Origin of the sequence: Aeromonas sp. R9-2, assembly GCF_040908025.1 — a bacterium.
Lineage (GTDB): Bacteria > Pseudomonadota > Gammaproteobacteria > Enterobacterales > Aeromonadaceae > Aeromonas > Aeromonas veronii.
The window spans coordinates 70,439-91,952 of the sequence record NZ_JBFOCX010000020.1; the positions used below are offsets into that span (position 1 = coordinate 70,439).

21 protein-coding genes are annotated in these 21,514 nt (G+C 59.0%); 2 read left to right on the forward strand and 19 right to left on the reverse strand.

All coding sequences use genetic code 11. From position 1 onward, the window contains the following. Positions 1-63: 63 nt before the first annotated feature. From AB5Y71_RS06325 to fliE, 19 genes are all read right to left on the reverse strand, one after another. Complete coding sequence (locus AB5Y71_RS06325) at positions 64-783, reverse strand: RNA polymerase sigma factor FliA (protein WP_019444723.1); 720 nt, start codon at positions 781-783, stop codon at positions 64-66. Next, positions 776-1,651: a MinD/ParA family protein gene (locus AB5Y71_RS06330; RefSeq protein ID WP_013723550.1), complete on the reverse strand. Its 876-nt coding sequence runs from the start codon at positions 1,649-1,651 to the stop codon at positions 776-778. The genes AB5Y71_RS06325 and AB5Y71_RS06330 overlap by 8 nt, the downstream gene beginning before the upstream one ends. Before the next feature lies 1 nt (position 1,652). Beyond that, on the reverse strand, positions 1,653-3,077 hold the full coding sequence (gene flhF, locus AB5Y71_RS06335) for a flagellar biosynthesis protein FlhF (protein WP_201943318.1): 1,425 nt from the start codon (positions 3,075-3,077) through the stop codon (positions 1,653-1,655). A gap of 16 nt (positions 3,078-3,093) precedes the next feature. Beyond that, a complete protein-coding gene (gene flhA, locus AB5Y71_RS06340; RefSeq protein ID WP_005353675.1) occupies positions 3,094-5,196 on the reverse strand; it encodes a flagellar biosynthesis protein FlhA in 2,103 nt (700 codons plus the stop codon). Positions 5,197-5,303: 107 nt separating this feature from the next. Beyond that, positions 5,304-6,434, reverse strand: a complete 1,131-nt coding sequence (flhB, locus tag AB5Y71_RS06345) for a flagellar biosynthesis protein FlhB (protein WP_368171228.1) — start codon at positions 6,432-6,434, stop codon at positions 5,304-5,306. Further along, complete coding sequence (gene fliR / locus AB5Y71_RS06350; protein ID WP_005353677.1) at positions 6,427-7,224, reverse strand: flagellar biosynthetic protein FliR; 798 nt, start codon at positions 7,222-7,224, stop codon at positions 6,427-6,429. Before fliR ends, flhB begins: the two co-directional genes overlap by 8 nt. After that, positions 7,221-7,490 carry a flagellar biosynthesis protein FliQ gene (fliQ, locus tag AB5Y71_RS06355; RefSeq protein ID WP_005334727.1) on the reverse strand — a complete coding sequence of 90 codons (270 nt, stop codon included), beginning with the start codon at positions 7,488-7,490 and terminating at the stop codon, positions 7,221-7,223. Before fliQ ends, fliR begins: the two co-directional genes overlap by 4 nt. A gap of 25 nt (positions 7,491-7,515) precedes the next feature. Beyond that, a complete protein-coding gene (gene fliP / locus AB5Y71_RS06360; protein WP_005334729.1) occupies positions 7,516-8,289 on the reverse strand; it encodes a flagellar type III secretion system pore protein FliP in 774 nt (257 codons plus the stop codon). Beyond that, positions 8,276-8,656 (reverse strand): flagellar biosynthetic protein FliO, encoded by a 381-nt coding sequence (gene fliO, locus AB5Y71_RS06365; RefSeq protein ID WP_110302524.1) that lies wholly within the window; start codon positions 8,654-8,656, stop codon positions 8,276-8,278. The genes fliP and fliO overlap by 14 nt, the downstream gene beginning before the upstream one ends. Next, entirely contained in the window at positions 8,653-9,045 is a 393-nt protein-coding gene (fliN, locus tag AB5Y71_RS06370) for a flagellar motor switch protein FliN (protein ID WP_005298791.1), read from the reverse strand. The genes fliO and fliN overlap by 4 nt, the downstream gene beginning before the upstream one ends. 49 nt (positions 9,046-9,094) lie before the next feature. Further along, on the reverse strand, positions 9,095-10,165 hold the full coding sequence (gene fliM, locus AB5Y71_RS06375; RefSeq protein ID WP_005334736.1) for a flagellar motor switch protein FliM: 1,071 nt from the start codon (positions 10,163-10,165) through the stop codon (positions 9,095-9,097). A 7-nt stretch (positions 10,166-10,172) separates the two neighbouring features. Next, on the reverse strand, positions 10,173-10,688 hold the full coding sequence (gene fliL, locus AB5Y71_RS06380; RefSeq protein ID WP_042054463.1) for a flagellar basal body-associated protein FliL: 516 nt from the start codon (positions 10,686-10,688) through the stop codon (positions 10,173-10,175). A gap of 57 nt (positions 10,689-10,745) precedes the next feature. Next, on the reverse strand, positions 10,746-12,671 hold the full coding sequence (locus tag AB5Y71_RS06385) for a flagellar hook-length control protein FliK (protein ID WP_368171229.1): 1,926 nt from the start codon (positions 12,669-12,671) through the stop codon (positions 10,746-10,748). Between the two features lie 67 nt (positions 12,672-12,738). Further along, the gene (fliJ, locus tag AB5Y71_RS06390) at positions 12,739-13,179 is read right to left on the reverse strand and encodes a flagellar export protein FliJ (RefSeq protein ID WP_368171230.1); all 441 of its coding nucleotides are present in this window, start codon (positions 13,177-13,179) and stop codon (positions 12,739-12,741) included. 27 nt (positions 13,180-13,206) lie between these two features. Beyond that, positions 13,207-14,538: a flagellar protein export ATPase FliI gene (gene fliI / locus AB5Y71_RS06395; protein WP_368171231.1), complete on the reverse strand. Its 1,332-nt coding sequence runs from the start codon at positions 14,536-14,538 to the stop codon at positions 13,207-13,209. A 52-nt stretch (positions 14,539-14,590) separates the two neighbouring features. Next, positions 14,591-15,415, reverse strand: coding sequence for a flagellar assembly protein FliH (fliH, locus tag AB5Y71_RS06400; RefSeq protein ID WP_368171232.1), 825 nt, complete (start codon positions 15,413-15,415; stop codon positions 14,591-14,593). Between the two features lie 68 nt (positions 15,416-15,483). Continuing rightward, the gene (gene fliG, locus AB5Y71_RS06405) at positions 15,484-16,545 is read right to left on the reverse strand and encodes a flagellar motor switch protein FliG (protein ID WP_005334749.1); all 1,062 of its coding nucleotides are present in this window, start codon (positions 16,543-16,545) and stop codon (positions 15,484-15,486) included. Continuing rightward, positions 16,538-18,247 (reverse strand): flagellar basal-body MS-ring/collar protein FliF, encoded by a 1,710-nt coding sequence (gene fliF, locus AB5Y71_RS06410; RefSeq protein ID WP_005334750.1) that lies wholly within the window; start codon positions 18,245-18,247, stop codon positions 16,538-16,540. The genes fliG and fliF overlap by 8 nt, the downstream gene beginning before the upstream one ends. A 62-nt stretch (positions 18,248-18,309) precedes the next feature. After that, positions 18,310-18,627, reverse strand: coding sequence for a flagellar hook-basal body complex protein FliE (gene fliE, locus AB5Y71_RS06415; protein ID WP_005353687.1), 318 nt, complete (start codon positions 18,625-18,627; stop codon positions 18,310-18,312). Between the two features lie 154 nt (positions 18,628-18,781). Between fliE and AB5Y71_RS06420 the strand changes: the two genes are divergently transcribed. Both AB5Y71_RS06420 and AB5Y71_RS06425 read left to right on the forward strand, forming a co-directional pair. Then, positions 18,782-19,693, forward strand: a complete 912-nt coding sequence (locus tag AB5Y71_RS06420; protein ID WP_368171233.1) for a GyrI-like domain-containing protein — start codon at positions 18,782-18,784, stop codon at positions 19,691-19,693. A 66-nt stretch (positions 19,694-19,759) separates the two neighbouring features. After that, a complete protein-coding gene (locus AB5Y71_RS06425) occupies positions 19,760-21,511 on the forward strand; it encodes an amidohydrolase (protein ID WP_368171234.1) in 1,752 nt (583 codons plus the stop codon). Positions 21,512-21,514: the final 3 nt, after the last annotated feature.

Consider the following 21,514-nt stretch of genomic DNA (forward strand, 5'->3'; position numbering starts at 1 on the left):
AAACGGGTTGTGTCGTGCGGATTATGCCTTAGAGTTTCATCTCAGTGTAGCCAGTACAAACACTTATAGATGCCAATCTCTCAAACGAGCACGCAATCTGTGCATTGCCTGACTGTGGATCTGGCTCACACGCGACTCGCTGACATTCAAAACCTCGCCAATTTCACGCAAATTCAGCTCTTCATCGTAGTAAAGAGAGAGAACCAAAGCTTCTCTCTCTGGTAGACGACCAATTTGCTCGGATAATTGAATCTGAAATCGCTCGGCAGCCAATTCATCGAATCCCGAGCCTGAAGGGGCATCATCGGGGTTGCCGATCACATCCTCGCTGACCCCCAAATCTTCGATGCCGATAATTTTGCCGCAGGAGACGTCTTGCAGCATCGCATGGTAATCAGCGATGGAGACCCCCATCTCGGCAGCAACTTCGGTATCTCGCGCGTCACGCCCGTGAGTCTGCTCGACATTCTCGATCGCCTCTGCAATAGCGCGACTGTTGCGATGCACAGAGCGGGGTACCCAGTCACCACGCCGGATCTCATCCAGCATGGCGCCTCGGATGCGGATCCCGGCATACGTCTCGAAGCTGGCCCCCTTGCTACCGTCAAAGTTGCGGGAGGCTTCAAGCAGCCCAATCATACCTGCCTGGATCAGGTCATCCAGCAAGACACTGCTGGGCAGGCGAGCCAACAAATGCTGGGCAATTCGCTTGACCAGGGGAGCATGACGCTCCACCAGCACGTAGGAATCCTGATGACGCAAGTACGCTTGGGCTTTATTCACGGGAACCTTCCTGTGTTGTGGCCGGTTTCTGCAACAAATTTTCCAGGAAAAACTCCAGATGGCCGCCCGGCTGGTTGGGAACCGGCCAGCTCGCCGCCTTGTTGGCAAGGGCCCGGAACGCCAGTGCGGCCGGCGACTTGGGAAACGCCTCGACAATCAGCTTCTGCTTGCGCACAGCGGCACGCAGATTGGTGTCATAGGGTACACAGGCGACCAGCTCCAGCGAGGTGTCGAGGAAACGATCCGTGACCCGGGTCAGTTTGGCAAAGAGCTCCTGCCCTTCGCGCAGACTGCGCACCATATTGGCCACCACCTTGAAACGAAACACGCCGTGATCCTTGGAGAGGATCTTGATGAGGGCGTAGGCATCGGTGATGGAGGTCGGCTCATCGCAGACCACCACCATGATATCTTGAGCTGCTCGGGTGAAGCTCAGCACCATGTCGGAGATCCCCGCAGCCGTATCCACCAGCAGGATGTCGACCTGGGTCTTCATCTCGCTGAAGGCGCGGATAAGCTCGGCATGCTGCACCGGAGAAAGCTCGACCATGGACTGGGTGCCCGAGGTCGCAGGCACGATCATCATGCCGTAAGGGCCTTCGACGATGATATCGTCGATGGTGCATTCACCCGCCAGGACATGAGAGAGGTTGCGATGAACCCGCAGCCCAAGCATGACGTCGACGTTGGCCAGACCCAGGTCGGCATCCAGCACCATCACCCGCTTGCCTTGGGCGGCCATGGCTCCGGCCACGTTCAGGGTCACGTTGGTCTTGCCCACGCCACCTTTACCACCGGAAACGGCGATTACTTTTACTCGATTGTTTTGACGCATTTTGCGCAGACCACTCGCCTGATCCATATACATGTTACTCATAAAACTCCGAATCTTCGGCCTCGCCAAAGCCTGCGCCCCAGAAATAGGGCTCCTCTGTTTCTCGCTCCAGCGAGCCCATGGCAGCCCCGACGAGCTGCGCCGCATTGGCAACCTGAATATCTTCCGGAACCCTTTGTCCGTCAGTGATATAGCTGATGGGCAATGAATTCTGGATACACACGTTAATCACTTCGCCCAGATTCAGACTTTCATCCAATTTGGTAAGTATGCAGCCGCTTAATGGAATACGCCGGAAATGGTCAACCGCCTCCTGCATCACCCGACGCTGGGAAGTTGCCGACATCACCAGATAACTGCGGATCCGCACCTTGGCATTCTTGACCAGGGTATCGAGCTGCTCGGTCAACCGGATATCCCGCTGACCCACCCCGGCCGTATCGATCAGTACCAGCCGACGGTGGCGGAACTGATAAAGGGCATTGGCCAGCTCTTCAGCATCACGCACCTGCCGTACCGGGCAACCCATGATGCGGCCATAGGTCTGCAGCTGTTCATGGGCACCAATCCGGTAGTTGTCGGTGGTGATCAGCGCCACCTGCTCGGCGCCATACTTCATGGCGAAACGGGCAGCCAGCTTGGCGATGGTAGTGGTTTTGCCCACCCCGGTCGGACCAAGCAGCGCCACCGCGCCGCCCTGACGCATGATCTCGTCCTCACTGATCTTGAGCTGGGCCGTCAGCACCTCGGCCAACTGGGCCATCGCCTGATGGATGGACATATCTTCGGGGATCAGTCCCGCCAGTTGATCGGCAAACGCATCGTCAAAGCCCAGTTTCTTGAGCTCCTTGATCAGCAGGGCCCGCATCGGTTCGCGGCGCTCCACCTCTTGCCACATCAGCCCGGAGATCTGGTGCTCCAGCAATTTGCGGATGCTGGCCATCTCCTTGCGCATCCCTTCCATCTCCTGATCCCGCTGGGCAGGTTGAGGAACACGCTGGCCGGAGGCAACCCGGGCCTTGGGCTTGGCAGGCTCCGGGGCTGCGCCCCACTGCCCCTGCTCGGCCAATGTTCTGGGCGCTGCATTGGCAGCGGCCAGCCCGGCCGATTGGGTATTGCCCATTGGCCCCCCATTGCCCGGCTTGAGCTTCTGCTGGCGCGCCAGCAAGGCGGCCAGGGTATCGGCATAATGTTCGTTCTGCTCCTTCGCCGGCGTCGGCTCGGGGCGGATCATCTGCCGAGCAGCAGACGAAATATTGACGCTCTCATCGTTCAGCTGACGGCGAACCGGCGCATCTTTGGGCCCCGGGACCTGGGATTGATAATCGACTGCGGCGACTATCTCTACCCCTCCGGTGACCTTCTTGTTGGACATGATGACGGCGTCAGGCCCGAGAGTCTCCTTGACCTCGGCCAGAGCCGTTCGCATATCCTTGGCAAAAAACCGCTTAATCTTCACCCGTCGTCTCCGCTAACTAGTTCTGCCCTACCGCACTGACGATGCGGATCTGCTTGTCGTCGGGCACTTCCTGATAAGACAGAACGCGCAATCCAGGAATGGCATTCTTGACAAATTTCGCCAGGGTATTGCGCAAGATCCCCGATGTCAGAAGCACGGCCGGTTGGCCTTCCAATTCTTGTCGTTGAGTGGCTTCCACCAGCGAACGCTGCATCCGCTCAGCCAGACCCGGTTCAATACCGGCACCATCACCGCCACCAGCCTGCAGGGATTGATGCAATATACGTTCCAATTCCGGCGCCAAGGTAATCACCGGCAGCTCGGGATCGGGGCCTGCAATCTCTTGCACAATCAGGCGACGCAGGGCAATCCGGCAAGCGGCCGTGAGCACTTCCGGATCCGGACTGCGCGGCGCGTATTCAACCAGGGTCTGCAGGATAGTGCGCATATCGCGGATTGGCACGCCTTCATTGAGCAAATTCTGCAATACCTTCACAAGGTTACCCATGCTGATCACTTCCGGCACCAACCCTTCGACCAGCTTGCTCTGATGTTTGCCAATCATGTCGAGCAGTTGTTGTACCTCGTCATGACCCAGCAGCAGAGCCGCATGGTTGGTCAGGATCTGGCTCAGATGGGTAGCCACCACGGTCGCGGTATCCACCACCGTATACCCCAGCGTCTGCGCCTGAGAGACCATCTCCTTGGCAACCCAGACCGCTTCCAGCCCGAAGGCGGGATCCCGGGTCGCTATCCCCTGGATCTGGCCGAACACCTGCCCCGGATTGATGGCCATCTCCTTATCATGGTAGACATTGGCCTCGCCGGTACTGACCCCCATCAAGGTGATGCGGTATTGGTTTGGCGCCAGATCCAGGTTGTCGCGAATGTGGACGGCCGGGACCAGAAAGCCCAGCTCTTGCGAGAGTTTCTTGCGCACCCCTTTGATCCGGTTGAGCAGTTCGCCACCCTGATTGCGATCCACAAGCGGGATCAGCTGATAACCCACTTCCAGCCCGATGATGTCCACCGGCATCACATCGTCCCAGCTCAGCTCTTTCTGCTCATGGGGTTGTTCGGCAGTGGCAGGCAGCAGCTCGCCCTTGGCCGCTTTGGCGGCAGCCAGTTTCTCGCGGCGCAGCAACCACCAGGCGCCAGCGGCGGCAAGAGCCCCCAGACTCAGGAAGGCGAAATGCGGCATCCCCGGCACCAGCCCCATCATCAGCAGAATCCCGGCCGAGATGATCAGCGCCTTGGGATTGTCAAACAGCTGGCCCAGTACTGCGGTACCCATGTCCTGATCAGTATTCTGACGGGTCACTATGATGGCGGCTGCAATTGAGAGCAGCAGGGAGGGGATCTGCGCCACCAGACCGTCACCGATGGCCAACAGGGTATAGATCTCGGCCGATTCGCTGAAGGTCAGCTGGTGCTGCATCATCCCGATGATGAAGCCGCCGATGATGTTGATAAAGAGGATCATGATGCCCGCAATGGCATCCCCTTTGACAAACTTGGAGGCACCATCCATGGAGCCGTAGAAGTCAGCTTCCTGGGTCACATCCTGACGACGCTTCTTCGCCTCTTCCTGATTGATGAGACCGGCGTTCAAATCGGCATCGATGGCCATCTGTTTGCCCGGCATCGCATCAAGGGTAAAACGGGCACTCACTTCCGCGATCCGCCCGGCACCCTTGGTAATGACCACAAAGTTGATGATCATCAGGATGGTGAAAACGATGATGCCGACCGCATAGTTGCCGCCGATCACCACGTTACCGAACGCCTCGATCACATGGCCGGCCGCCGCACTACCATTATGACCTTCCAGCAACACCACCCGGGTCGAGGCGACGTTCAACGCCAACCGCAGCAAGGTAGCGAGCAGCAGTACGGTCGGGAAGGCCGCAAATTCGAGGGGGCGGCGGGTATAGACGGATACCAGCAGCACCACGATGGAGAGGGCAATGTTAAAGGAGAAGAGCACGTCCAGCATCAGCGGCGGGATGGGTAACACCACCATACCGAGCGCGGCCAATACCAGCAGAGGGGTACCAAGGCCTTTGCCCAATACTCCCCGGTACTCTTTGAACTGGCCCAATACTGCTTTGAATTCCATCGCGCTTCTCAATTTCAACCTGCTGGTGCCAGATTAAAGCAAACATCAAGCCAACAATACAAGACATTGAAATGCAATGGATTTATTGTGACTACGTCAGAACTTTGTCATTTTCGATATTCGGTCGGAATGGGCAGATCTTTAGCCAGCGGTTGGGGACGGCGCCCCTGACCACGGCGGAATTTCTTGAGCTGGAAGACATAAGCGAGCACCTGGGCAACCGCCGCAAACAGCCCTTCCGGGATCTCGTGGCCCAGCTCGGTTGAGTGGTAAATAGCCCGGGTCAAGGCTGGTGACGGCATGATGGGGATCTCGTACTCTCTGGCGATCTCCCTGATCTTCATTGCAATTTCATCTGTGCCCTTGGCCACGACCTTGGGCGCGGCACCGGGTTTGCCCGCATCATACTTGAGCGCTACCGAGTAGTGGGTCGGGTTGGTGATCACCACATCAGCCTTGGGTACATCCCCCATCATTCGACGCATCGCCATCTGCATCTGCAACTGGCGGATCTTGCCCTTTACCTCTGGCTTGCCTTCGCTGTCCTTGAACTCGTCCTTGACCTCCTGCTTGGTCATCTTGAGCTGACGCATGTGGTTCCACTGCTGGAACGGCACGTCGATGGCAACGATGGGAAGCAGGGCGCAGCAGAGGATGATCAACATCCAGAGAAACAACTCCAGCGCATCGATAATACCGCCGGGGAAACCCTCCATGGAGAGGTTGAGCAGGTGATCGAACTGGCTGGATAACATCCACCAGGCAAACAGGGTGATGAACACCACCTTGGCGATGGATTTGACCAGCTCAATCAGTGACTGCACCCCGAACATTCGCTTGATGCCGCTGAGTGGACTCAGCTTGCTCATCTTGGGCATCATGGCTTCAGTGGAGAAGTTCATCCCCCCCATCAGGGTGTTGCCGATAAAAGCGGCAATCGCCACCAGTGCAAACAAGAGTCCCAGCGGAAGCACCAGTTCCCCCAGCAGCGCCGGCACCATAGCGATCATGGCATTGGGATCGAAGGCCTGCTCCCGATCCAGGGTAAAGCCCATGGTGACAACCTTGACCATGGCGGTCGCCAGCGAGCCCTTGAGCATCAACAGGCCAAAGACCGCCGAGAGCAGAACGCTGGCGGTCCCCAGCTCTTTTGAACGTGCAATCTGCCCTTTTTCACGGGCCTGTTGCAGTCGTTTGCCCGTGGGTTGTTCGGTACGTTCCTGGTCGGTATCAGCCATGAGCGCCCCCGAAGCACTGGGTGTTGATCAGCTCGCAGCTAACCTCCTGCACCCGCTCCCACATGATGTCGAAGTGACCGAGGAACCCGCCGATAGTGAGCCAGAGGATCAGCAGACCCGACATCATACTGACCGCAAAACCGATACTGAAAATGTTGAGCTGCGGCGCCGCCCGGGTCATGACACCAAAGGCGAAGTTGATTAGGAGCAAAGCGACGATGGCTGAGAGCGACATAACCAAAGCAGCCTGATACATCACACCCAGAAACGCACTCAGGGTTTTCATGGATGAAACCGAGAGGCCGTGCTCGGAGACAGGCAGTGTCTCGAAACTAAGAATGACCAGCCGCAGCATCACCAGATGACCATCCAGCGCCAGAAACACCAGGGTCGCCAGCATCAGATAAAACTGCCCCACCACGGGGGCCGACTGGCCATTCATCGGATCCACCAGGGTGGCAAAACCCAGACTGGTCTGCATGGCGATGACCTGACCGGCCATCACGAAGCTCTCCATCAGAAACTGGGTCATCAGGCCGAGGGCAATACCGATGAGCAGCTGCTGGCCCAATACCAGAAAGCTGCCGGCAGAGAAGAGTTCAATGGGGGGCATTTTCGGAAGCAGCGGGGCAATCAGAAAGGTGATGGCCAAAGCCAGCCCCATCCGAACCCGCGCAGGAGCGAGGCGGCTGCCGAATACCGCCATCACCATCAGCAGGCTGCTCACCCGCGCCAGCGGCCAGAGGATGGAAGACAACCACTCCATGATCAGAGCGGTTGTGTAGGTCATCCCACCACCTCAGGGATTTGATTGACCATCAGTATGAAGAAGTCCATCAGACTCTGCATTCCCCAGTGAGCACCAATTCCCAGGGCTAGCAGGGTCACGATAAGACGGGGCAGAAAGCTCAGGGTCTGTTCGTTGATGGAGGTGGCCGCCTGAAAAATGGCTACCACCAGCCCGATAGCGAGGCTGGGCAGGATCACGGCGCTGACCATGATATTGACCAGCCAGAGCGCCTCGCGAAAGACGTCGACAAAGGTTTCAGGACTCATGTTCGGGCTCCTTGCGCTCGACCGGCTAACCGGCACCCAGTCCGAAACTGTTGGCCAATGACCCCAAAATGAGGTTCCAGCCATCCACCATCACGAACAGCATCAGCTTGAAAGGCAGCGAGACAATCATCGGCGAGAGCATCATCATCCCCATCGCCATCAGGATACTGGCGACCACCAGATCGATGACCAGGAACGGCAGGAACAGCATAAAACCAATCTGGAAGGCGGTTTTCAGCTCGCTGGTGACAAACGCCGGGATCAACACTCGTAGCGGCACATCGGCAGGTTTCTCCACCTGCACGTTGGCGATCTCCATAAAGGTATTGAGATCCTTGATCCGGGTCTGGGCCAGCATGAACTGGTGGATGGGCAACTCGGCCCGCTCCAGCGCCTCCTTTGCCTGAATGGTCTCGGCCAGATAGGGCTGCAACGCCTCATCATTGATGCGATCCAGCACCGGCGACATGATGAAGAACGACATAAACAGGGCGATGCCGATCAACACCTGGTTGGAGGGACTCTGTTGCAGACCGATCGCCTGGCGCAAGATACCCAACACCACAATGATGCGGGTAAACGAGGTCATCATGATCACCATGGCAGGCAAGAAGGAGAGCGCGGTCATCAGCGCCAGCACTTGCAGGGTCAGGCTGTACTCCTGAGAGCCATCCCCCATGGTCTTGACGGTCACCGCCGACATGGCGTCCTGTGCCAGCGCAGGCCAGGAGCAAAAGAGTGGTATCAGCAGGCTGACCAGCAGCCCCGTTTTCAGCCATAAGCCGTTAGCTTTTTTCATGCTTGCCCATCAATTTGCCAAGCTGCTGAGAAAACGCCTGCGGCTGATTTTCATCCAGCGGCTCCTCCAGCCGGTAGAGAAAGTTGACCTGCTGCGGTGTTACGCCGACCAGCAACTGCTGCTCGCCCACCTTGACCACCAGCAGCTTCTCTTTGTAACCCACTGGCAACGAGGCGATGACCCGCATCTGGCCGCCCCCAATGGCGGTCGCCAGCTTGCTCTTCTTGAGCAGAAAGCCCAGCACCAGAATGAGACCAATCACCATCAGACTTGAGAGCAACCAGGAGCTCAGACTAGGCACGTTGGCAGATGCCGCTGTCTCGGCAAAGGCCGGAACAGGCAGCAATAACAACAGGAGGCGCATCATTTGAGCTTCTTGATCCGTTCAATCTGGCTGATGACATCGGTCAGGCGGATACCGAACTTGTCGTTCACCACCACCACCTCGCCGTGAGCGATCAGGGTGCCGTTGACCAATACATCCAGCGGCTCGCCTGCAACACGATCCAGCTCCACCACCGAGCCCTGGTTCAGCTGCAACAGATTGCGAATGCTGATCTGGCTGCGGCCCACCTCCATGGCGATAGTGACCGGAATATCGAGAATGGTGTCGAGCTTGCGACGCTCCTCGGCACTGATGGGGGCATCATCTTTCAACTCTTCCAGCGGGGCTGGCTTGGCTTCCGCCGTCACCTGCTCCTCCAGAGCCGCAGCCCAGGCATCAGCCATCAGATCCTCTTCCTCAGTTCCGCTCATCTTGTTTCCTTATGCTACTTCGTGACCGTTTACCGTAATAAACCGTCAATTATCGCTGTTGATCTTCGATACTGCGCTCGAGCTCTTCCAGCTCGGCCTCGCCATCAATTCGTACCCCGCCCCGGGTCACCAGATGCATCTCCGTCTTGACCCCTTCAGGACGTTTGAGCTTGTCGGTGATCTTGAGCGCCACATTATCCTTGGTGCGGCCCATCTTGGCGTGGAAAGTGGGCAAGTCCTCCACAAAAACCAGCAGATTTTCCGGCATATCGACCGGAATGATATCGCCGGGTCGCAGCTCCATCAGTTCACGCAGGGTGAGTTCGGTCTCCAGCAGCTTGGCCCGCAGCTCCACCTTGACGTCCATGATCTCGTCACGCAGCGCCTTGCTCCAGCGTACGTCGGTATCCCCCTTGTCACTCTGCACACCGGCATCCAGCAGCTCGCGGATCGGCTCCAGCATGGAGTAGGGCATCGCCACGTGGAAGTCGCCGCCGCCACCATCGAGCTCGATGTGGAACGAGCTGACCACGATCACCTCGGTCGGGCTGACGATGTTGGCCATCGCCGGGTTCACTTCGGAGTCGAGATACTCGAACCCCACGTCCATCACCGGCGCCCAGGCATCCTTGTAATCCTCAAACACCAGTTTGAGCAGCATCTGGATAATGCGCCGCTCGGTCGGCGTGAACTCGCGCCCCTCAATCTTGGCGTGATAACGGCCATCGCCACCGAAAAAGTTCTCCACTAGGATGAAGACCAGTCGGGCCTCCATGGTGATGAGCGCCGTCCCCTTGAGCGGGCGGAACCGCACCATGTTGAGACTGGTCGGCACAAACAGGGTATGAACATACTCGCCAAACTTGAGCATCTGCACGCCGTTGATGGAGACCTCGGCGGTACGACGCATCATGTTGAACAGGCTGATCCGCATATGGCGGGCGAAACGTTCATTCACCAGCTCCAGCGTCGGCATGCGACCACGGACGATGCGGTCTTGGGAGGAGAAGTCAAACTGGGCTACGCCGGGGTCTCCAGCGCCGCCTATCTCTTCCTCTTCGACATCATCGACACCGTGCAAGAGGGCATCAATTTCGTCCTGACTTAACAGATCGCTCACGCTTCACCTACTGCATTACAAAGCCGGTAAACAGCACTTGTTCGATAACGGGGGAAGAGACCAGGTCCTTGAGCACCCGACGGCACTCTTCCAGTGAATCCTTGCGCAGCTTCTCCTTGCCTTCAAAGGTCATCAGCTGTTCGGCACTGGCTGCGCTGAATACCCGCAGCAAGGTGCCTTCAATCAGGGGGATATTCTGTTTGGCCAGCGTCTCGTCGGCGGTACCGCGCACCATCAGCTGGATCTTGATCTGCACCAGTCGATCTCGCTGGGCACCTGCAACGTTGAAGACAAAGGGGCGCGGCATACCGACATAGAGGGAAGGTTTAGGCGCTTCCTCCTTGGGTGCGGCCTCGGCACCTTCCGCCGCTTCAGCGGGCGGTTTATCGGAGCCGGAGAGCATCAGGAAGGCGCCAACACCACCACCGCCCAGCAAAATAACCGCCAGGGCAATGATAATGATCAGCTTCTTTTTCTTGCCCGCAGCCGGGTCTTTTAGCGTCAATTCGTTATCGTCAGCCATCCCTTGTCCACCCTAGTCTCAAACTTGTTCGATATCATAAACTTACTCGGGATTGCATCAAGCATAGAAATCAATTCCGGAACCGTTTGTCGATTCCACCAGCAAACTGGGGTTGGAAGTGGTGAGTTCCCCTTCAACGAGCCCGTTACCGGACCGCGGCTGACCACTACTCTGCCCCTGCTGACCCTGCCCGTTAAAGGTGGGCTGGCCCTGTTGCTGCTGTTGTTGCGACTGCTGCTGTACCTGCGTCTGACCAAGCTGGATCCCCTGCCCTGCCAGCATGTCACGCAGCCGGGGCATCGCCTGCTCCAGCATCTCGCGGGTCTGTCCATGTTGTACCACAAAATGGACGTTGGCCTGGCTGTCGGCGCCCATATGGATCTGGATTTTCATCTTGCCAAGGCCGAGGGGGTCGAGCTGAATTTCCGCCTGTTGCAGTTTCTCGGCCAGCATCACATTGACCTTCTGGTGCAATTCGGCGGGCGCTTCCTGACTGGCCAGTTTCAAATGGGGTAAATTCTGCGGCTCACGGCGCAGCGTCGTCTCAGCGGCGGGCGCCCGGCTATCGGCTACCTGTGGCTGAGTCTGGCTGTTCTGGCCATGCTGAACAGTCTGGTTCTGGCTGCTCTCACCGCTCGATGTCGTCGCAACCAGGCTCTTCTCCGCCTCACCGGCCTTCGGTTTTACCTCAAGCGAAACCGCTTTTCGCACCTCGTCGGTACCCGTCACTTCCATCTGTTTGATGCCGGCTGAAATGGTCGACAGCGGCGCTTGCGGCCCCTGAGATTCAGCCTGTGCCAACACCTGCTGCGGCGCCATCATCACGGGGGCGGCAGCACTATCGCTCTGAGCCGTCGCATTTGCCGTCACGCTGCCCTGGGCTTCGGCACTTTCTGCGGCACTTTGCGCCGTCGCCACCTGCGCCGAACCTTGATTGGCGGCGGTGGCTGGCTGCTGGCTACCCTCGGCGGCCCCCTTTTCTGCCCCCTTGCCAGTTGCACCACTGCCCTCAGCCGTGGCTGTAGCTGTAGCTGTGCCAACCTCAGGCTGCTTGAGCCCCTCATTGAAGGCCTTGAGCGCGGCCCCCTGAGTCGCGGCTTGCGTCGCCTGCCCCTTGTTAGTCAAAGCATTGCTGGCGGCGAGATCGGATTTGCTGTCGCCAGCCTCTTTTGCAGCGAGTGACTCAGCGGATTTGGCGGTGTTTGCCGACTCATCGACCGGCAGCACCTTGGCCAGCTGGGCCATTCGCTCTGCCCCCGTGAGGGGCTTGGTGTGCTTGCCATCAGCCCCGAGGGTTTCGCCCTTGGCAGAGGCTTTCTCCCCGGCCTGCCCATCCGCAGTAGTGGCGGCATCTTCACCTTCAGAGGAGAGAACGGCAGCAGAGGCATCGCCCTTCGCCACCACTCGCGCCGCTGAGGACGATACCGTGGTATCAAGAGTAGAGTTGGCGGTCGTCGCCAGCGGCGACTGCGTCCCGGTCTGACCGGCAAGCTGGTTGGCAATCCTGGCTGCGGCTGGGGTCTGCTCGCTTTCATCAAGCGCAATCCCCTCCAGCTCACCCTCTTGCGGCAACGGATTGCCGTCTACCGCAGTGGCGCTCTGTTGGGCCGCCACCGCCAGCTGGGGAGTCACTAGCGAGGTATCGAGCTTGAGGGAGTCTTGCAGGCGCAGCAGAAAGTCGGTGGCAGGGACCTCCTCCACCTTGTTATCGGCGTCAGGATCCTCCTTGCCGGTCTCCTCTTTGGGAGAGGCGCTTTCGGTCGCCAAAGATTTGGCTGATCGGATATGGTTACCGCCCTGAGTAGCCTCGGCAGCGCCCTGTTCGCTGTTCCGGGCCTTGGCAATCAGGGTGGCGAAATCACCCTTGCTGTCGCTGCCGGTTCCCCCATCGATACTTTTGCTCTCGACGGAACCGCTCAGAGGCGCTTTGTCCAACCCGTTGGCCGGAGCCGAAGGCGTTTGTGTCAACAGTGTCTGCATCATGATGGGATCCCTGAATTCTGGTGGCCCCCAAAGAGATGGCCGCCGACAATGTCCATATCAAAGCAAGTTACAGGCCAGATTGATGAAAGCGTCGCAACATGGCGTACTCATCCAGCATTTTCTGCTCCTGACGCTGGGCTTCCTGCTGCTCGCGACTCGCCTGCTTCTCCAGCAACAGCTCTACCGCCTTGCGCCGCTGCTGGGCAGCCAGCCACTCTTCACGGCGCTGTTCCAGCGCCTGACGCACCTGCAACACCCCTTCGTACTGCTGGGTCGCAGCCTGTTCGAGCTTGTTGATAAAGGCGTGATACTGGGTATTTTGTTGAGGCGAAATCCCCTGCAGGCCGCGATCGGTCCACTGCTGGTGATAGATCTGGCGGTACTGATTGAGGGCATTTTGCTGATCCATGAACAGCTTGAGATCCTGCTGCGCCTTCACCAGCGCCAGCGCACACTGCTGCTCCGCCTCCACCAGCCGATCGGCCAACAATACCAACCCTTTACTCATCGTCGACCTCTCTGTTACCGACCATCATCAGCGCATCAATGGCATCGCCACCATCTGCAAGGCTTGCAGGCCATCATCGTAGTGAATGACCTCGCGCATCCCCTGCCGCAAGAACTGATCCAGATAGGGTTTTTGAATGATGGCGCGGTCGATGCGCGGATCGGCCCCCTGACTGTAGGCACCGATGGTGATGAGATCCCGGTTCTGCTGATAGAGGGAGTAGAACTGCTTGAGGGTGCGCGCCAGATCCATATGTTCCGGCGAGGTGACCATAGGCATAACCCGGCTGATGGACTTCTCGATATCGATGGCCGGATAGTGGCCCGCATCAGCCAGCTCGCGCGACAGCACTATGTGGCCATCGAGGATCGCCCGCGCAGCATCGGCAATGGGATCTTGCAGGTCATCCCCCTCGGTCAGGACGGTGAAGAAGGCGGTGATGGAGCCCTGGCCGTCACTGCCGTTACCCGCCCGCTCCACCAGCGCCGGTAATTTGGCAAATACCGAGGGCGGATAACCCTTGGTCGCCGGCGGCTCGCCCACCGCCAGCGCGATCTCACGCTGGGCCTGGGCATAACGGGTAAGAGAGTCCATCAAGAGCAACACGTTGAGCCCCTGATCGCGGAAATATTCTGCAATGGCCAGCGCCGTTTCACACCCCTTGAGCCGCATCAGCGGCGAGGCGTCAGCGGGAGCCGCCACCACCACGGAGCGGGCACGGCCCTCCTCTCCCAGAATGTCCTCGATAAACTCTTTCACCTCCCGGCCCCGTTCACCGATGAGGCCGACCACTACCACATCTGCCACCGAGCCGCGGGTCATCATGCCCAGCAGTACCGATTTACCGACACCGGAACCGGCAAACAACCCCATCCGCTGGCCCTGACCAACCGTCAGCACGGCGTTGATGGCGCGTACCCCCACGTCCATCGGCTGATGGATCGGGCGGCGAGAGAGCGGGTTGATGCGGTGCTGGGCAAACTGCACGGTCTGGGAGGAGAGAATGGGGCCGAGGCCATCGAGTGGCTGACCAATGCCGTCGATGACCCGACCAAGCAGGTTCATCCCAACCGGAATGCCGTGCTCTTCGGTGATGGGCACCACCCGGGCACCGGGGATCACCCCCTTGAGCTGCTCGCTCGGCATCAGATAGAGGCGATCGCCAGAAAAACCGACCACTTCAGCCTCCAGCGTCCCATCAAGGGTATCGATGCGGCAGAGAGCACCGATGGCGGCGCGGCAGCCAATGGCTTCGAGGGTCAGCCCCACCACCCGAGTCAATTTGCCAGCGACCGGCGGTTTGGGGGCGCTGTCGCGTACCTTGTACCCTTGCAACCGGTTCAGTAGCGAGCCGCTCATCTGGCCTCCTGAGAGCTAAAAAGTGCAGCCGGACGGCAACGTCCGGCATCGGTTATGGGCGTGAGTCCTGCGAAGCCGGTTTCTGCGACGCATTGTCCCGCAAGAAGTTGCGCAGCAACTGATCGATGCGCCCGGAGAGGGTCAAATCGATGCTGGAGAGCTCGGTCGCCAGTTGCAGATCGCCGGGGGAGAGGGTGGGATCGCTCTGCAATCGCCAGTGGCGCTTGGCGCACTCGTCGGCGCCAAATGCCTGCTCGATTCGCGCTATATCGTCGGGATGCAACATCAGAGTCACCCCCTGTTCGGCGGCAGGCAGCAAGGCCAGCCCCTCTTTAAGCGCCTCCAGCAGAATGCGGGGGGAGGTCTCCGCTTCGTGACGAATGAGCGCGCGGGCCAGTTGCATCACCAGCGAGACCAACTGCTGCTCCACCGCCTGATCCAGCTCGTTAAGCGGATTGGCAAGGCGGGCGGCGAGCCCCTGCCAGTGGGCGATCTCCTGCTCCACCAGCTCGCGCCCCATAGCCAGCCCCTCCTCGCGCCCCTGTTCGAGACCGGCAGAGTGGCCCTGTTGCAATCCTTCCAGCTTGCCCTCTTCCATTCCCTTGGCATAACCGGACTCGCGCCCCTCAGCCATCCCCTCTTCCCAGGCGGCCTGACGGATCGCTTCAAGCTCTTCGGCGGTGATGCTCGGGGCCGGCTCCAGTTCGGGCTCCGGCTCCACCACCTCCTCTTCCTGCTGATACCAGTCAGGGGCCAGGCCAAGAGCATTGGTAGGCGCTCCCGCCTCTATCTCGACCTCCATCTCGGGCCAGCCCCAGGTCTCAACCCGGGCATCATCGCCCTCGGGGCGCACATACCCACGCAGTTTGTTGTTCATGCTTTGCGCGGCTCCTCACCACTGCCTGATGCGGGTTTGGCATCGCAATTCGGTTTATGGGCCATGGCTTAGAGGAACTCCTCGCCACCACCGGCACCCAGCATGATTTCGCCAGCATCCGCCAGACGACGGGCGATGGAGAGGATCTCTTTCTGGGCCGCTTCCACTTCGGAGACCCGGATCGGCCCCATGGCCTCCAGATCGTCCGCCAGCATTTCGGCCGCCCGTTTGGACATGTTCTTGAAGATCTTCTCGCGCATCTGATCGTCGGAGCCCTTGAGGGCGCGTTGCAGCAGATCCCCCGGCACTTCCCGCAGCATGGTCTGGATGCCGCGATCGTCCACATCGATGAGGTTTTCGAACACGAACATCAAATCCTGGATCTGCTGGCTCATCTCTTCGTCCGACTCGCGGATGGAGTCCATCAACTGGCCTTCGATATTGGTATCCAGATAGTTCATGATGTTGGCGGCAGCCTTCAGGCCGCCCATCTTGGCTGCCTGGGCACCGGCCGCACCGGCGAACTGTTTCTCCATGATGTCGTTCAGCTCTTGCAATGCCGCCGGTTGTACCTCTTCGAGGTTGGCGATACGCATCACCAGATCGAGGCGCACCTGCTCCGGGAACTGGCTCAGGATCTCGGCGGATTGCTCCGGCTCCAGATAGGAGAGCACGATAGTCTGGATCTGCGGGTGTTCGTTCTGGATGATGCTGGCCACCTGACGGGCATCCATCCACTTGAGCGAATCGAGGCCACGGGCGCCGGAACCGAGAATGATCTGGTCCACCAGATTGCTCGCCTTGTCCTCGCCAAGGGCCGCCACCAACGCCTTGCGCACGAAGTCTTCGCTGCCGATACCGATGTTGGTGTACTTCTGGATATCGTCGATGAATTGACGGTGCACCGCTGCCACCCGATCGTGACTGAAGTCGGACATGGAGGCCATCGACATACCGAGCCGCTGCACCTGCTTGGGCTCGAGATGACGGAAGATCTGGGCGGCATCCTCTTCATTGAGGCTCAGCATCAGCACCGCAGCCATCTCCATCCCCGACATCTGGTCGAGGATCTGGCGCTGACTGTCGGTGATGTCATTGCCGGTGACTTGACTCTTCTTTTCTTCAGGCATCTTTGTTCGTTACCCATTCTTTAATGACCTGAGCGGCCAGATCCGGCTCGTTCGCCACCAGCGCACGTACCGCCTTGAGCAAGTCTTCATCACGGTGCAGATCCGGCAGTTTCAGCTGACCATCGCGGACACCAAATACCTGATCGTTCTCGACTTGCGCTGACAGCAGACTCAACTCGTCGTCGCCACCCAGCACGGTGTGGTTGTCGAAATCCACTTCCCCTTCCGGTTTGGCATCCGGATAGAGCAGTCGCTTGAGCATGGGGCGAACCACGGTGACGATCAAGACGATGATCACCAGTACCGAGGCGGCAATCCGCACCGCACGCCAGAACCAGGGCTGATCGTAGAGCGGCACCTCGGCCACGGTATCCAGCTCTGGGCGATTGAACGGAATCGCGACCACCTCAAGGGTATCACCACGGGTCACATCAAAGCCAAGGCCACCGCTTAGCAAACGACGCAATGTATCGAGTTCTGCCTGGGTGCGCGCCTCACGAGTCACGGCCCCGTCGGCACCGGGTACCGCTTTGTAATCCACGGCAACCGAGACGGTCATGCGGCGAATGCCTCCCATCTGGCGACGGGTATGGCTGACGGTGGTATCCAGTTCGAAGTTGCGAGTCGCCTCTTTGCGGGAACGGCCCGAAGCGGCAGCGCTGGCACCATCACCACCGGTCGCCTCCTCGGGAATATTGGAGGCGGCAGGGGGCTGGTTGGAGAGTGCACCAGGCACCCCACCGTTGCTGCCGCTGGCGCTGTTCTCTTCCATGGTCATTTCGGAGCGCACTGCAGGCAGATCCGGGTTGTAAGTCTTGCGGGTCTGCTCCTGCTGGGAGAAGTCGAGGGAGAGATCCACTTCCGCCGTATAGTTGTCAGCCCCCAGCACCGGGATCAGGATGGCGTCAATTTTTTGTTTGTACTCCAGCTCCTGCTTCTGCTGCATGGCAAACTCTTTGCGAGTCTGGGCCGAGATCGGGTCTTGCGAACCGGAGTTGAGCAGGCGGCCATTCTGGTCGGTGACGGTCACCCGGGTCGGCTCAAGGCCATGGACGGCGGAAGCGACCATATCGACGATGGAGTCCACCTCCCCCTGCCCCAGCGCCGCCCCTTTCAGGTTGAGCACCACGGTGGCACTGGGTTTGCGTTCGTTGCGGGCAAACACGTTGTCTTTCGGGATAGCCAGCAGCACCTGGGCCTTGGCCACATTCTGGAACTGCTCGATGGCGCTCGCCAGTTGGCGCTCGCGGCTCAGCTTCAGACGTTCACTCTCCATCCGCTGGCTGACGCCGAAACTGGAATCTTTGAGCAGGATATCTTCACCACCGATGTTGCTATCGGTGGCATTGGCAAGACCGGCACGGGTCAGGGCCAACTGGATAGTGGGGTAACTTTCGGCGTTGACCAGCACGCTCTTGCCATCCACTTCATAGGGAATTTTCTGCTGATCGAGGAAGTCGAGAGTCTTCACCAGCTCCTGGGTGGTGTAGGTGCCGAGCGGACGCATGTCCGGCTCCTTGCCCCACAGCAGGATAAACACCGCGATGGCCAGACAGATGGCAAGCCCCAGGATCAGGGTGATTTGCCGCAGCACATCGGTGTTGGACAGGAAGCCCAGCGCCGAACTCTTCTGCTCATTTTCATCGAGGGCGGCAGTGCCCTCATCGTTTATCAGCAGATCGCCGTTTTGGTCAGTAGCCACGATTTATGTCCTTATTGCTGACATGTTCATGATGTTCAGTCGTCATGGTTTATTGGCGTCGCTTATACCGGCATGTTCATGATGGTCTTGTAGGCATCGACCATCTTGTTGCGCACCTGTACCGTGGCTTCAAAGGCGATGGAGGATTTTTGGCCCGCGATCATCACCTCGGCCAGATCAACCGACTTGTCACCCATATCGAAACGGGTACGCAGGTCATTGGCGGCGCCTTGCAGCTCGTTGACGTTGCCAAGCGCCTGTTGCAGTAGCAGACCAAAGTCGGAGGTTACCTGACGACCGGGTTGTGCCAGCGGCGTTGCGCCTGCTTCGATCTTGAGCGCCTGCATCTCTTGCATCAGGCTGCTTGCACTAATTTCCATTTTCCATCCCCAGACAAATCATTGACGCTGGCATGCAACAAGCAATTAGAGTGCCAATGCGTTAAAAACGCGACGAGGATGAGTGGCCAGACCAGGCCGGACGGGTTCGACAACGGCAGGTGGCTCTGATTAAATCCGACTCTGACGCCCACTTTTGCTGGCTGGCAAGGAGTCCGCTCTGGATTATCGCAAACCCGTGTTCAAGGCGATGGACTACATCAGCCACCATCTGGATGACAATCCGGGCCTGGATGAGGTCGCAGCAGCGGCAGCCATCTCCACCTTCCACTTCCACCGTATTTTCAAGACGATGGTCGGCGAGACCATTGCCGGATTTACCCGGCGCCTGCGTATGGAGCGCGCTGCCCGTCGCTTGCTCGCCTCCCCCCAGAGCGATATCACCACCCTCGCACTGGCCGCCGGGTTCTCCAGCTCCCAGAATTTCGCCAAGGCCTTTCGCCTGCACTTCGCCATGAGCCCCTCGGAATACCGCCAGCAGCAGGGGGGAAACTGGAAAAGCAAGATTGGAAACGATCCCCTTCCCTTTGACACCTATGATGGCCTGGTCATGCACCCGGTCACCGAACACCCGGGTCTGTTGCAGGGGGCAAACGTCAGGCAGATGCCCGCTAGGCGCGTGGCGTACATGCGCCGCCTGGGCCCCTATGGCAAAGAGACCTGCGAGCAAGCTCATCGGGATTTGCTCGCGCTGTTCGCCTCAGACGAGGCGATGACACCGGCGGGTACCCTGAGTCTCTATTGGGATATCCCCGATATCACCGATGAGACCCGTTGCCGTACTGACGTCTGCATCGAGCTGGGGCCAGAGATCCCCGCTGGGCGCCAGTTAACCACCCAGACCATCGCCGCGGGCCCCTATGCGGTTTGTCAGTTTATCGCTCGCGGCGATCAACTGGTTGCCTGCTGGGAAACGGCGTTTCGCTGGGTAGTGGGCCAAGGGCTGAACTGCGACGATCGCCCGTGTTACGAGCAATACCACGCAGGCACGGACCCCGACCGGGATCATTACGTGTTTGATATCTGTATCCCGCTGATCAACCGATAAGCCGATACCTCATTTCCATTTACCCACTTCGGTGCCTTCGGGCACCGAAGCGACGGAGTCATGCCCATGAATATCAAAACGCTGTTTCTCGCCAGCCTGCTGGTAACGCTTCCCGCTGCCGCCAATGCCCAGTCACAGAGCCAGACACTGATCTTTGGCGGCACCATCTACAGTGGTGATCCGGCGAACCCTCACCCGGAAGCGGTCGGCATTGAAGGTAAAAAGATAGTGGCAGTCGGCAGCTATCAGGAGGTCAGCGCCCGTCTAGGCAACCATGCCAAGCGTCTTGATCTGAAAGGAAAGTACCTGATGCCGGGGCTCATCGACAGCCATGTTCATGCGGCATTTGCCGGTTTTCAGGGGATGACGGTTAACTTTCCCGATGCCATGAGTGAGGTTGAGCAGGTGCAGCAATTTCTGACCCGCAGCAAGGATGATCCCCGCCTGACACTGGGCGATGTAGAGCTATACAGCAATGTCTCCCTCGACTATTGGCATCAGCTTCCCCTGCTCGATCAGGTGTTCAATGGCCCGCAATACCGGCAGATCCCGGTAGTGCTGGCAGGTTCGGATGCCCACACCGGTTGGGCCAATCAGGCCATGCTGCGCAAGGCAGGCATTGATGCCGGCTCCCTTGACGGTCGTTATGCTCCGCTGAAAGGCAATTTTGGCCTCACCCCATCCGGCAAGCTCAATGGCTTTGCCTCGGAAGGCGGCTGGGATGCCATACTCAAGGCGCTGCCCCCCGTCAGCGACGAGACGATTGCCAGTGCCATCATGACTGCCGCCAAACAACTCAATCAGGTGGGCATTACCGCCTGGATGGACCCTATCAGCAACATTCGCCCCCTTGCGCCCATCTTCAACGCCGAGCCGGATCGCCGCGATACCGGCCTGCTGCCGGCGTACAGCATGCTCTCCCGGGAAGGCAAGCTGACCGGACATGTATCCGCACTGGCACTGGTGGGGATACATGCATCACCCGCCATCATTGATGACGTATTGGCGCTGCAACAGCAGTTTCAAGATGCCCCGGACGTTAAACTGGTGGGGCTCAAGATCCTGCAAGATGGTGTCATCGAGTATCCATCCCAGACCGCCAAGTTGAGCGAGCCCTACCTCAACCGTCCCGGTTACAGCGGCAAGGACGATTTGGACAAGCAGCGTTTCAACGAGCTGATCCGCACCGCGGATGCCCATCAACTTATCGCGCACTTTCATGCCATCGGCGATCGGGCCGTCCGAGAATCCCTTGATGCCATAGCCTATGCCCGGGCCCACAATCGGGATCACCGCCTGCTGCACAGCATCACCCATCTGGAGGTGGTGAGCCCGGCCAGCATTGCCCGCTTCAAACCGCTCAATGTGGCCGCATCGATGCAACTGTTGTGGGCCGGGAAAAACGTGGCGACCACCCTGCTGCTTGATGGAAAAGTGCCCCCGGCACTGCTAGCCCGCCTCTATCCGGCAGGCAGCTTGCTGCAAAGCGGCGCCATTATTGCCGGTGCCAGTGACTGGCCGGTCTCCAGCCCCAACCCTTTCCTCGCCATGTATACCGCGATCACTCGTCAAGGGGAGCTTGGCTTGCTGCCCCCCGCCAGCGAGCAGATCAGCCGTCAGGCCATCTTGCAGGCCTATACCCTCAACGCCGCCAAGGTAATTGGACGGGAGAAAGAGATTGGCTCCATCAGCGCGGGCAAGAGTGCTGACCTGATCTTGCTGGATCGCAATCTGGAACAGGTAGCAAGCGAAGAGCTCAAGGAGACCAAGGTGCTCTGGACCATGTTCAAGGGCAAGCATGTCTATTCAGCCCACTGACAC